Origin of the sequence: Microbulbifer sp. Q7 (genome assembly GCF_001639145.1) — a bacterium.
Lineage (GTDB): Bacteria > Pseudomonadota > Gammaproteobacteria > Pseudomonadales > Cellvibrionaceae > Microbulbifer.
On sequence record NZ_LROY01000001.1, the window covers coordinates 1,106,718 to 1,119,212 of the forward strand.

The following is a 12,495-nucleotide window of genomic DNA, read 5'->3' on the forward strand; positions in this document are numbered from 1 at the left end:
TAGCGGGCGTTTGCCCGCTATTTTCTTGATAGGCATTAGCCGTCAATTGATTTCGCGTACGGCGCCCCGATCCGCGCTGGTGGCCAATAGTGCATATGCTTTCAGTGCCCGGCTGACTTTGCGTGGCCGCACTTTTGCCGGCTTCCAGCCCTCGCTGCCCTTCGCATGCATGGCCTCACGGCGACGCTGCAGTTCCGCTTCCGGAATATCCACCTCGATCAGGCGCTTGGGAATATCAATGCGCACCAGGTCCCCGTTTTGCACCAGTGCGATGTTGCCACCGCCCGCGGCTTCCGGTGACACATGGCCGATGGACAGGCCTGAGGTGCCGCCGGAGAAGCGACCGTCGGTAATCAGTGCGCAGGACTTGCCGAGTCCCTTGGACTTCAGGTAACTGGTGGGATAGAGCATTTCCTGCATGCCGGGGCCGCCTTTGGGGCCCTCATAGCGCACAATCACCGCTTCCCCTTCCTGCACCTTGCCCTCAAGAATGTGCGCCACGGCGTCTTCCTGGCTTTCGACCACATGTGCCGGGCCTTCAAAGTGCCACAGCTCCTCTTCGACTCCGGAGGTTTTTACCACGCAGCCATCCGGTGCCAGGTTGCCAAATAGCACCGCGAGGCCGCCTTCGGCTGAGTAGGCATGCTCCACCGAACGGATACAGCCGTGCTCACGATCGCCGTCCAGATTGTTCCAGCGACAATCCTGGCTGAATGCCTGCTGGGTACGAATGCCTGCGGGGCCGGCGCGGAAGAACTTGTGTACCGCCGGGTCATCGGTGCGGCGGATATCCCATTGCTCCAGTGCTTCCCTCAGCGAATGGCTGTGCACCGTCGGCAGGCTGCTATCCAGCAGGCCGCCGGCATCCAGTTCGCCCAGTATCGACATGACGCCACCGGCGCGGTGTACGTCTTCGATATGGTATTTCTGGGTGTTCGGCGCCACTTTGCAAAGCTGTGGAATCTTCCGCGACAGGCGGTCGATGTCAGCCAGGGTGAAGTCCACTTCCCCCTCCTGCGCAGCGGCCAACAGGTGCAGGATGGTGTTGGTGGAGCCCCCCATGGCGATATCCAGTGCCATGGCGTTACTGAAGGCGGCGTGGTTGGCGATGGTGCGCGGCAGTGCGCGCTCGTCGTCCTGTTCGTAATAGCGTTTCGCCAGCGCGACGATTTCGCGACCCGCGCGCAGGAACAGTTGCTCACGATCCGCGTGGGTGGCGAGCATGGTGCCGTTGCCGGGCAGGGACAAGCCCAATGCCTCGGTCAGGCAGTTCATGGAATTGGCGGTGAACATCCCCGAGCAGGAACCGCAGGTTGGGCAGGCGGAGCGCTCGTATTCGGCCACTTGTTCGTCGCTGGCATCGTCGGTTGCCGCAATCACCATGGCATCCACCAAATCCAGCTTGTGCTTAGCGAGTTTGGTCTTGCCTGCCTCCATGGGCCCACCGGAGACAAAAATAACCGGGATGTTCAGGCGCATCGCGGCCATCAGCATTCCGGGGGTGATCTTGTCGCAGTTGGAGATGCACACCAGGGCATCGGCACAGTGCGCGTTGACCATGTACTCCACGGAGTCGGCGATGATCTCGCGGCTCGGCAGGCTGTAGAGCATGCCGTCATGGCCCATGGCGATACCGTCGTCCACGGCAATGGTGTTGAATTCCTTGGCGACACCGCCGGCCTTCTCGATTTCCCGTGCCACCAGCTGGCCCATATCCTTCAGGTGTACGTGCCCGGGCACGAACTGGGTGAAGGAGTTGGCCACGGCGATGATCGGTTTCTGGAAATCGTCATCCGTCATGCCGGTGGCGCGCCAAAGGGCGCGGGCGCCGGCCATATTGCGGCCGGCGGTGGTAGTGCGAGAGCGGTACTGGGGCATAGCAGTTCTTAAATTTTCTGGACAATGGATAACGGACCTGGCTTGCAGGCGGGGCGCGGTTGCACCCGAGAGCGCGACAGATTAGCAAAACGGGAGAAATATTGCGCGGCCCTGTAAAAAGGTTGGATTAAGCGCAACTCCTGTCCGTTCCCTTCGTGTATTTTTGCAAGCCTATTGCGTTTGCAGAGGCTTGCGTAATACGCGGGAATTTCGCTGAATGTTGTACAGGGACTTGCGGCTGGTAGGCAGATCGCCGACGTCGACTTGTGTAAAACCCCGCTCGATAAACCAGTGCTCGGTCTGGGTGGTGAGTACGTAGATTTCGTCGAGGTCCAGTGCGCGAGCCTGCCGCTCCAGGTGTTGCAGCAGTTTGGCGCCACGACCGCCGCCACGGAACTCCGGGTGAATGGCTACGCAGGCGATCTCGGCCGCAATGGTATCTCCCTGGTCGTCCAGAATGGGATACAGCGCCGCGCAGGCCACCGGCGTGCCGTCCACCTCTACCAGCGTAAAATGGTCGATTTCGGATTCCAGTTTTTCCCGCGAGCGGCGCACCAGAATGCCCTGTTTTTCCAGCGGCCGAATCAGCCCGAGGATGCCGCCCACGTCATTAATGCGGGCGCGACGAATCACCTCGTAGCTGTCCCGGTAGATCATGGTGCCGGCGCCTTCGCGGCTGAGCAGCTCTTGCAGTAGCGCGCCGTTGTCGGCGTAGCTGAGCAGGTGCACGCGCTGGGTGCCGGCGTTGCACGCACGGATGGCGCAGGTGAGTGTTTCGCTGTCTACGCTATCTGCTACGTCTTCGGCCTGATGAATACTCAGGTCATACACGGGCTGGCCATCGACCGCCAGTTGCGGGAGGTCGCGGAACAGAATCAGTTTCTCGGCGCGCAGCGCCTTGGCGGCTTCTGCGGCGAGATCGAGGTAGTTGAGATTGAACAGTTCGCCGGTCAGGGAGGTGCCGAACGGCGACAACAGTACTAGCGAATTTCCCTCCAGCGCGCGGCCGATGGCCTGCACTTCCATACGCCGTACCTGGCCGGTCCAGCGCATGTCGGTCCCATCAATGATGCCCACCGGGCGTGCGGTAACGAAGTTGCCGGACACCACTTTCAGTGCCGAGCGCGCCATGGGGGAGTCTGGCAGCCCCTGGGAAAAGGCCGCTTCAATTTCAAAGCGCAATTTGCCTACCGCCGCCTTGATAACCTCCAGGGTTTCCCGGTCGGTAATGCGGGTGTTGCCCTGAAAGCGGCTTTCTATGCCGGCTTTTTCCAGAGCCTCATTGACCTGTACACGGGCGCCGTGGACCAGTACCAGTTTCACGCCCAGGCTGATCAGCAATGTGAGGTCGTGCACCAGATTGCGAAAGTTTTCGTGCTCAAAGCCTTCCCCGGGAATCGCTACCACCAGGGTTCGCCCGCGCAGATCATTGATATAAGGCGCGGCGTTTCGGAACCAGTTGAGGGTCGTGGTTTCTGTATTCACGGTTTTAGCATTCAAAAGATGGAACGGAAGTTTGCACAATATACCGTATTTTCTGCGGACTTCCGTTGATTACTTTGGGATGGGAAAATCTCAATAGTTCACGCGAAGGCGTCGATGCCGGGTACGGGTTTGTGAGACCTTCTAAAACAGGGATGTTTTAGAAGAGCCCCCAGGGACGGGTTCACGGCGTGTCTCACAAACCCGTACCCGGTAGCGACGCCGCCACCGGATCGAAATGACAGGTACCACTACAGGCAAAATCGCCCAATCATGCCCTTTAACACTTCCACCATCGGATCAATCCGCTCCAATCCGAGATACTCGTCGGGCTGGTGTGCCTGATCGATATCACCGGGCCCAAGCACAATGGTCTGCATCCCCAGCTTCTGCAGGAAAGGCGCCTCGGTGGCAAAGGCCACGCTCTCGGCACTGTGCCCGGTCAGCTGCTCGGCCACCTGTACCAGCTCGGACTGGGCCGGCTCTTCGAACGCCTCCACACCGCCGATCAAGGAATCCAGCTCCAGCTGAATCTTGTCACCGCCCACCACGTTTTTCAGTCGCTGGTGCAACTCGCCACGCAACTCGTCCATGGGCATGCCGGGTAATGGACGCAGGTCGAACTGCAACTCCGTATGCCCGCAAATGCGATTGGGATTGTCGCCACCGTGGATGCAGCCGAGGTTGAGAGTGGGTACCTGCACCGCAAACCCCGGATTCTGGTAACGCTCCTGCCACTCACCGCGCAATTTCAGGATTTCAGACATCGCGGTGTGCATCGCTTCCAGCGCGCTGGCGCCGTACGCAGGGTTGGAGGAGTGTCCCGCCTGGCCAGTGATCCGCAGGCGCTCCATCATCATGCCCTTGTGCATGCGGATGGGTTTCAGGCCCGTGGGCTCGCCGATAATGGCGTAGCGGGCCTTGGGCAAACCCGCCTTGACCAGTGCGCGGGCGCCGGACATGGAGGTTTCCTCGTCGGCGGTGGCGAGAATGATCAGCGGCTGCTGCAGGGGTTTGCCGGCAAAGGCTTTGGCGGCTTCAATGGCCAGCGGGAAAAAGCCCTTCATGTCGGTGCTGCCAAGACCGTACCAGCGGTTGTCGCGCTCGCTCAGTTTGAAGGGGTCCGATTGCCAGCGGTTGTCGTCGTAGGGCACCGTGTCGGTATGCCCGGCAAGCACCAGGCCGCCATCGCCACTGCCGAGGGTGGCGATCAGGTTGGCTTTGTGGGACTGGTCTTCCATGGGCATGATCTGCACGGAAAAACCGAGCGTCTCAAGCCATGCGGCCAACAGGTCGATAACGCCGCGGTTGCCCATATCCAGCTTGGGATTGGTGGCGCTGACACTGGGGCTGGCCACCAGTTGTTGCAGCTGGCTCTGTAGGTTTGGCAGCGTGCGGGTGCTCATGGAACCTTTCCTTGCGTGTGAACGCGTTGTCTAGGGATGTTTGTTGCGCCACTCGCTGAGGGCGACGGCGGCGACAATTAAGAGTCCGCCGGCGATCAGTCGCGGCAGGTTCGCATCGCGGTTCCAGATCAGCAGGTTGACGATCAGGCCCGCGGGAATCAATACATTGTTCATGGCCGCCAGCGTGGCCGGGGAAACCTGTGTGGCACCCTTGTTCCACAGAAAGTAGCCGATACCGGACGCCACTGCGCCGAGCCAGAGTAGCACGCTCCATTGCACCGCACCGGTGGGGTACTGCGGCTTGCCCAGTAGTAGCCAGGCAATGGCGGCCACAATACTGGCGCCGATAAAAAACCAGCCGAACGTCTGTCGCGGCGGCAGCGACTTGCCACGCTCGCCGCTGGATTGCATAAACTGCCTGTAGGCTACCTGGCCGCTGGCGAAGCACAGGTTGGCGCCTTGAACCACCAAAAAGCCGAGCCAGTAATCATCGCTCAGGCTATCCCAGCGGATAATGGCGGCACCGGCCACAGCAATCGCGGCCACCAGCAGGTTCCACAGGCTATTGCGCAGCGAGAGCCGGCGCGCCAGCAGGTTGTAGATCAGCGCAATATATACCGGTGTGAAAATAGTAAACAGCAGTACTTCCGGCACGCTCAGCAAAAGAAACGACTGGTAGTAGAACAGGTACATCAGACCCAGCTGAATGGCACCAATGGCCATCAGGGTTACGGCGGTGCGCGGTGGCGTGCGCCAGTTGAGAAAGGGCAGAAAGACCAGGGTTGCCAGCAGCACACGGGTGAGCACGGAAAAATAGCTGTCCACCTGGCCTGCCAGGTAGACCCCGATCAGGCTGAAAGAAAAGGCCCACAGTAGGGTGACAATGATCAGAAGTAGCATGAACAGGTGTTTCCATTGAATTCGCTGGTGGATTACAAAGCGTTAACCGCGTTAGCGCAATTGGTTGCGCGCCTGCAAAAGGTGCGGGCGTTCAGTTTTACTGCCAGCAACGGGCCCGGTTCAAAAACCAACTGGCGAGGTCACGGCCGTGGGGATGTGACGGTTACCAGTTGCGGAGCCCATACCCTGTTCGCCGAGCGGGCAGAATTTACCGATGCGGATGGTCATAAGATTGACCTGCAGAACACTTACCGCTGGACCCGTTGCCCCGCCGTTGTTCGCCTTGAACACCTGCGGCGTGCGCAGCCGGTGCTCCTGTTCAACCTTGCACCGATGACCGAGCACGGGTTTCGCCACCAGGCACCGCACTTGTGTGGTGAGGATACCTACACCGCTGACCTGATTCTGCACGCGGATGAAATCGAATTGATCTGGCAGATTCACGGGCCGCGCAAAAACGAGCGTTTGCATTATCACTACTGGTAGACCCTGTTTTTACCGTGAAAACAGGATACCCTCGTCCCCATTCTTACCCATATTATTCTGACCCATTTTCTCCTGACCGATAGTCTCGTGATGGATACCCGTGGAGAACGTGACATGCCCACCAAGCGCCAACTAATAAAAACCGCCGCGCTGCTGGCGATGACGCCGGCACTGCCACTGCGCGCCGCCACCGACGCCGCGCCCGCCGAGCCAAAGCCCAAATCCCTGCTCGCCGGCGTACAGCCGATTCAAGTGTCCGAGCGGCAGGCGCGGGTCGAGAAGGCGCAAGCGCTGATGGGCAAGGCCGGTATCGATGCCATGGTGCTGGAACCCGGTGCCGCCATGCTGTACTTCGCCGGGATTCGCTGGTGGCGCTCGGAGCGCCTGACCTGTGTGGTGATTCCCCGGCGCGGCGATATTGCCGTGGTGACGCCATTTTTTGAAGAGCCCTCGGTGCGCGAGTCCATGACCTTTGGCGAGGATGTACGCACCTGGCACGAACACGAGAGCCCGTTTGCGCGGGTGGCTTCGGTGCTCAAGGACCGCGGCATCAAGAGCGGCACCCTTGGCCTTGAGGCCTCGGTGCGCTGGTTTGTGGCCGACGGCCTGCGAGACGCCCTGCCCGGGTTCAAGCTGGTGAGTGCCGACCCGGTTACCCGCGGCTGCCGTATGGTCAAGAGTCCGGCAGAGCTGGCGCTGATGAAAAAGGCCAACGAAATTACCCTGGCCGCCTATGGCATGGTGTGGAAGCAGTTGCGCCCGGGGATGACACCGGCCGACGTCAACCAGCGGATGCGCGAGGCGCAGACCAGCCTGGGCGGGCAGGGCGTGTGGACCATGGCCCTGTTTGGCGAGGGCAGCGCCTATCCCCACGGCACCGATCAGCCGCAGCAGATTCGCGAAGGCCAGATTGTGCTGATGGACTGCGGCTGCAGTGTCGAAGGTTACCAGTCGGACATTTCCCGCACCTTCGTGTACGGGGAGCCCAGCAAAAAACAGCAAAAAATCTGGCAGCTGGTGCGCGAGGGGCAGAATGTGGCGTTTGAGGCCGCCAAGCTCGGTGCGCCGGCGGGCAGTGTCGACGACGCGGTGCGCGCGTTCTATCTGAAAAATGGCTTCGGGCCGGATTACCGTCTGCCCGGACTGTCCCATCGCACCGGCCACGGCATTGGCATGGAAGGGCACGAGCCGGTGAATTTTGTGCGCGGCGAAAAAACCGAGTTGGCACCGGGCATGTGTTTTTCCAATGAACCGGGCATTTATCTGCCGGGTGAGTTCGGTGTGCGTCTGGAAGACTGCCTGTACATGACGGAGAAGGGGCCTGCCTGGTTTACCGTACCGCCAGACAGCCTCGCCAGCCCACTGGGGCGCCTGGGTTGATCCCAGGCAAATTCCCGCTAGAGGGTGATCTGCCCGCGCAGATAGGTAACGGCGCGTCCGCGCATGATCACCCGCTCCCCCTTCAGCGCGCAATCCAGCTCGCCACCGCGGGCTGAAATCTGTTTCGCCTTGAGTGACGTCTTATCCAGCTTTGTTGCCCAGAAAGGCACCATATAAGTGTGGGCAGAACCGGTTACCGGGTCTTCATCAATGCCAATTGCCGGGGCGAAGAAGCGGCTGACGAAGTCACAGTCAAATCCATCACCGGGCGCGGTACAGATTACCCCCTTGTAGGGAAGCCTGGCCACGGCGCGCATATCTGGATCGAGTCCGGCGACGATGTTCGCGGAGGCAAACTCCACCAGTAGCTGGTCGTCGGAACCGGGGACCTCCATGGCCGACAGGGGCTCGGCGTTCAGCGCTTCGGCGTATTCTTTGCCGAGGCTGATCGGCTGGATGTTCTGGGCCGGGAAATCAAGGGCCAGCCGCTCCCCTTCACCCTCTCTTTCCCGGCGCACGATCAGTTCGCCGCTGCGGGTGAAGAAGTGTATTTCATCGTCAATAAAACCCAGTTCCGTCCACAGCAGGTGCGCAGTGACCAGGGTGGCGTGGCCACACAAGGGGACCTCTTCGCCGGGGGTAAACCAGCGCAGCTCGAAGCCGTGGCCGGCAGGGACGGTGAACGCGGTTTCCGCGAGGTTGTTCTCGGCGGCGATCTGTTGCAGCAGTCGGTCGTCGAGCCAGCGGGTCAGCGGTACATAGGCGGCGGGGTTGCCGCGAAAGAGTTCCGAGGTAAAGGCGTCGGCCTGGTAGATGGGCAGTTGCATGGAGGAGTCCTTCTCACATTACCAGCATAAAAAAAGGGAGCGCTCGGAGGCACTCCCTTTTGTATCAGGGGCGGTGGGTAATTGCCATTACCCTCTGCCGTTTTAGCAGCCCCTTTTTACCAACTAAAGACGCCCTTGAAGAAGAAGAAGAACAGGATCGCCAGGCCGGCACCCGCGGGCAGGGTGACAATCCAAGAGGCGGCGATGGTAGTGATCATGCGCAGGTTGAGCGCGCCTATACCGCGTGCCAGACCAACCCCCAGTACCGCTCCCACCAGAGTGTGGGTGGTGGAGATGGGCAGGCCGGTGCCGGAGGCGAGTACCACGGTGGCAGCCGCACCCAGCTCGGCGGCAAACCCGCGGCTCGGGGTCAGCTCGGTAATCTTGCGGCCGATGGTCGCCATTACCTTGAAACCGTAGGTGGCGAGGCCCACCACGATACCGGCACCACCCAGCAGCAGGATCCACGGTGGCATCACCGCTTTGGCAGTAACCGTGCCCTGTTGCACGGTGTTCACCACCGCGGCCAGCGGGCCGACGGCATTAGCCACATCGTTGGAACCGTGGGCAAATGCCATGGCACAGGCGGTGAAGATCATCAGGATGGCAAACACGCGCTCCACGTTGGCAAAGCGATTGTCTTTTTCCATCGCTGGATCGCGCTTGATGCGCTTCAGCAGCACCATGCCGATGGCCATGACCACCAGACCCATCACCCCGGCAATCAGCGCGTCCTGCAGGAAACTCAGGGTAATACCCGCATCTTTGAAGACGTGCTTGAGGCCCTTGGTGAGGGTCACCATGGAGATCATCCAGCCCACCGCAAACATATAGACTGGGATGTAGCGCTTGGCGTTGGTGAAGGGGTCTTCGGTGTTGAGGATCAGTCGCTGCACGCTTCTGAATAACAAGAACGAGATGGTACCGGCGAGCACCGGTGAGACCACCCAGCTGGCCACAATACTGGCCACCTTGCCCCAGGCCACCGCGTCCACCGAGATACCCACCGCAGAGAAGCCGACAATGGCGCCGACAATGGAGTGGGTGGTGGAAACCGGCCAGCCCAGGATACTGGCGATCATCAGCCAGGTGCCCGCAGCCAGCAGGGCGGAGAGCATGCCGTACACCAGTAGCTCTGGTGTGTCGTTAAACAGGTCCGGGGCAATGATGCCCTTGCGGATGGTCGAGGTCACTTCACCGCCGGCCAGATAGGCGCCGGCAAACTCGAAGATCATGGCGATGATAATCGCCTGTTTGATGGTCAGTGCGCGGGAGCCCACGGAGGTGCCCATGGCGTTGGCCACATCGTTGGCGCCCACACCCCAGGCCATGAAAAATCCGAACACACAGGCCAGAATCAGAAAGATATGGCCGTATTGAGCAATGATATCCACGTTTTCTCTCCCCGCTTAGCGCGCCAGTAGCAACTGCAATCGGTTACCCACGCCGTGGGCCTCATCTGCCAGGTCTCCGACCCACTCGATCACCCGGTAGAGGAAAATCACGTCTACCGGCGGCAGGTCTTTTTCTAATTTGAACAGTGCCGCGCGCACTTTTACTTCGAGTTCGTCGGACTTGCGTTCGAGGTCGTCCAGTTCTTCCGTCATGCGGCGGGCGATATCCACTTCGCGGCCGGAAAAGCCGGATTCCAGCAGTTCGTCCAGCTCGTTGATGGCTGTCAGCGCCTGGGCAGAGGTGGCCACGGCACTTTCGACAAAGGTGGTCATCATGGGGTGCATGGATTCCGGGAACTGCATCTGGCGGCCAATGGTTAGGCCGGCGATGTCCTGGGCCTTGTTGGCGACCTTGTCCTGCACGTGCAGCAGCTCCAGCAGATCGCTGCGGGAGACCGGCATAAACAGGCTGTCCGGTAGGTGCAGGCGCAGGTCTTTTTTGATGTCGTCGGCGCGGTTCTCGCTGGCGGAGATCCGTTGCTGAATGGTTTTGGCAGTGCTGAAGTCGCCCTGCATAAGGGCTTCAAAGAAGGGCACCAGATCCGCTGACGCCTCGTGGGCGGTCGCCATGTGCTCCTTGATCGGCTTGATCGGCGAGCGGCCGAACAGGTTGGCGATATTGGACAGGGGCATGGTCTGTTCCTTTTTCCGGTCCTGACAGTTGATTGAAAAGCCGCTTGGTTGGACTCTTGGCAGAACAAGAGACGGCCGAATTGGGCGGCATGGTACCCCAACATGTGCGCAGGTCACAGTGACGCTGTGGTTCCACTGCCCTGAGGTGGACCTGCTGCACTGTTGCTGACCGCCGTAAGCGCTACAATGCCCCCTCATAATAAGCGCAAACGGGAAACATGGTATGGCTGTAAGCAGAATGGCAGACCGAACCCTCGACCTGCCGGGGTTGCTGGAGGACCTGGTGAGCCAGGGCTATGTGAGCCGCCTGGATGCCAACCGGTTGATCGGCACGCCACGCAGCGCCGAGCAGGCGCAGATGCACCCGCTGTCTTACATCGCCAGCTGTGAGCTGCCCAACCAGAAAAAGCCCGGCAAGGCCCTGGACGCCGCCACTCTGACCCAGTGGCTGGCGGACACGTCGTCGCACGGCCTCTACCACATCGACCCGCTCAAGGTGAATGTAGCGGAAGTCACCGAGGTGATGAGTTTCCAGTTTGCCAAGCGCCACCAGATCCTGTGTGTGGAGGCCACCAAGGAAATGCTGCTGGTGGCCACCGCGCAACCCTACACGTCTGGTTGGGAAGAACAGCTGGAGCACACCAGCGGCCGCACCGTACAGCGGGTGGTGGCGGACCCGGCGGATATCAAGCGCTACGGCACCGAGTTCTACTCCCTGGCCAACTCCATTTCCGGCGCCAGCGGCCTCAAGGGCAGCTCCGGGGCGGGCAACTTCGAGCAGTTGCTGGAGCTCGGTAATCTCAAGGACCCGGAAGCCAACGACCAGCACATCGTTAATATTGTGGACTGGCTGCTGCAGCACGCCTTCGACCAGCGCGCCAGTGATATCCATATTGAGCCGCGCCGCAACATCGGCCGTATCCGCTTCCGCATCGACGGCGTGTTGCACCCGATCCACGAACTGCCGGATCAGGTCAACGCCGCGGTCACCAGTCGCCTGAAAATTCTCGGGCGCATGAATGTGGCGGAGAAGCGCAAGCCCCAGGACGGGCGTATCAAGACCAAGCGCCCCGATGGCAGTGAGGTGGAGCTGCGTCTGTCGACGCTGCCCACGGCGTTCGGGGAAAAACTGGTGATGCGGATTTTCGATCCGGAAGTGCTGGCGCGCTCCTACCTCGACCTCGGCCTCGCCGGTGACGACCTGGCCCGCTGGCAGACCATGTTGTCCCGCCCCAACGGCATCGTCTTGGTGACCGGCCCCACCGGCTCCGGTAAAACCACCACCCTGTACACCGCACTCAAGCAGCTGGCCTCCACCGAGGTGAACGTGTCAACCATCGAAGACCCCATCGAGATGGTGGAAGACAGCTTTAACCAGACCCAGGTGCATCACAGCATTGGCCTGGATTTCGCCGCCGGTATCCGCACCCTGATGCGTCAGGACCCGGACATCATCATGGTGGGTGAGATCCGCGACCTGGAAACCGCACAGATGGCGGTGCAGGCGGCGCTCACTGGCCACCTGGTGATTTCTACTCTGCACACCAACGACGCCCCCACCGCGGTGACCCGTCTGCTGGATCTTGGCCTGCCCCACTACCTGCTGAAATCCACGGTGCTGGGGGTGATGGCCCAGCGGTTGGTGAGAACGCTGTGCCCAAGCTGCAAACGCAAGACGGAAGTAAGCGACGAGGACTGGCAGGCATTGGTGAAACCCTGGAAGGCGCCGAAGCCGGAAGTGGTGTATCAGCCGGAGGGCTGTCTGGATTGCCGCAATACCGGCTATCGCGGCCGTCAGGGCATCTACGAAATTCTGCCGTTCAGCGAAGGCGTGCAGGCGCTGGTAACCCACGACTGTGACCTGCAGCAGGTTCGTCGCCAGGGTATGCGCGAGGGCATGAACAGCCTGCGCTTGTCCGGCGCGCGCAAAGTGGCCGCGGGTATCACTACCGTGCAGGAAGTACTGCGGGTGGCACCGCCGCCGGATATTGCGTTTTAAGCCAGCGTATATTCGAGCCTGTAACCTAAAAAACCCGCGCATTGGCGCGG

General features: G+C 60.7%; 10 protein-coding genes. 3 read left to right on the forward strand and 7 right to left on the reverse strand.

Annotation, left to right across the window (positions count from 1 at the left end; translation table 11 throughout):
• Positions 1 to 42 precede the first annotated feature (42 nt).
• The 4 genes from ilvD to AU182_RS04475 form a co-directional block, all read right to left on the reverse strand.
• Positions 43 to 1,878, reverse strand: coding sequence for a dihydroxy-acid dehydratase (ilvD, locus tag AU182_RS04460; protein WP_066961155.1), 1,836 nt, complete (start codon positions 1,876 to 1,878; stop codon positions 43 to 45).
• A 171-nt stretch (positions 1,879 to 2,049) separates the two neighbouring features.
• Positions 2,050 to 3,363, reverse strand: a complete 1,314-nt coding sequence (gene argA / locus AU182_RS04465) for an amino-acid N-acetyltransferase (RefSeq protein ID WP_066962155.1) — start codon at positions 3,361 to 3,363, stop codon at positions 2,050 to 2,052.
• Positions 3,364 to 3,611: 248 nt separating this feature from the next.
• Positions 3,612 to 4,766 (reverse strand): acetylornithine deacetylase, encoded by a 1,155-nt coding sequence (gene argE, locus AU182_RS04470; RefSeq protein ID WP_066961158.1) that lies wholly within the window; start codon positions 4,764 to 4,766, stop codon positions 3,612 to 3,614.
• Positions 4,767 to 4,796: 30 nt separating this feature from the next.
• Positions 4,797 to 5,666: a DMT family transporter gene (locus AU182_RS04475; RefSeq protein WP_066961161.1), complete on the reverse strand. Its 870-nt coding sequence runs from the start codon at positions 5,664 to 5,666 to the stop codon at positions 4,797 to 4,799.
• A gap of 6 nt (positions 5,667 to 5,672) precedes the next feature.
• Between AU182_RS04475 and AU182_RS04480 the strand changes: the two genes are divergently transcribed.
• Both AU182_RS04480 and AU182_RS04485 read left to right on the forward strand, forming a co-directional pair.
• Positions 5,673 to 6,152 (forward strand): DUF6314 family protein, encoded by a 480-nt coding sequence (locus tag AU182_RS04480; RefSeq protein ID WP_153039108.1) that lies wholly within the window; start codon positions 5,673 to 5,675, stop codon positions 6,150 to 6,152.
• A 114-nt stretch (positions 6,153 to 6,266) separates the two neighbouring features.
• On the forward strand, positions 6,267 to 7,532 hold the full coding sequence (locus tag AU182_RS04485; protein WP_066961164.1) for a Xaa-Pro peptidase family protein: 1,266 nt from the start codon (positions 6,267 to 6,269) through the stop codon (positions 7,530 to 7,532).
• 17 nt (positions 7,533 to 7,549) lie between these two features.
• Here AU182_RS04485 and AU182_RS04490 read toward each other — a convergent pair whose 3' ends face one another.
• From AU182_RS04490 to AU182_RS04500, 3 genes are all read right to left on the reverse strand, one after another.
• Entirely contained in the window at positions 7,550 to 8,359 is an 810-nt protein-coding gene (locus AU182_RS04490) for a PhzF family phenazine biosynthesis protein (protein ID WP_066961168.1), read from the reverse strand.
• Positions 8,360 to 8,475: 116 nt separating this feature from the next.
• Positions 8,476 to 9,753 (reverse strand): inorganic phosphate transporter, encoded by a 1,278-nt coding sequence (locus AU182_RS04495; RefSeq protein WP_066961171.1) that lies wholly within the window; start codon positions 9,751 to 9,753, stop codon positions 8,476 to 8,478.
• Positions 9,754 to 9,768: 15 nt separating this feature from the next.
• Positions 9,769 to 10,446, reverse strand: a complete 678-nt coding sequence (locus AU182_RS04500) for a TIGR00153 family protein (protein ID WP_066961173.1) — start codon at positions 10,444 to 10,446, stop codon at positions 9,769 to 9,771.
• A gap of 223 nt (positions 10,447 to 10,669) precedes the next feature.
• Here AU182_RS04500 and AU182_RS04505 point away from each other — a divergent pair, with 223 nt between their 5' ends.
• On the forward strand, positions 10,670 to 12,445 hold the full coding sequence (locus tag AU182_RS04505) for a GspE/PulE family protein (RefSeq protein WP_066961175.1): 1,776 nt from the start codon (positions 10,670 to 10,672) through the stop codon (positions 12,443 to 12,445).
• Positions 12,446 to 12,495 lie beyond the last annotated feature (50 nt).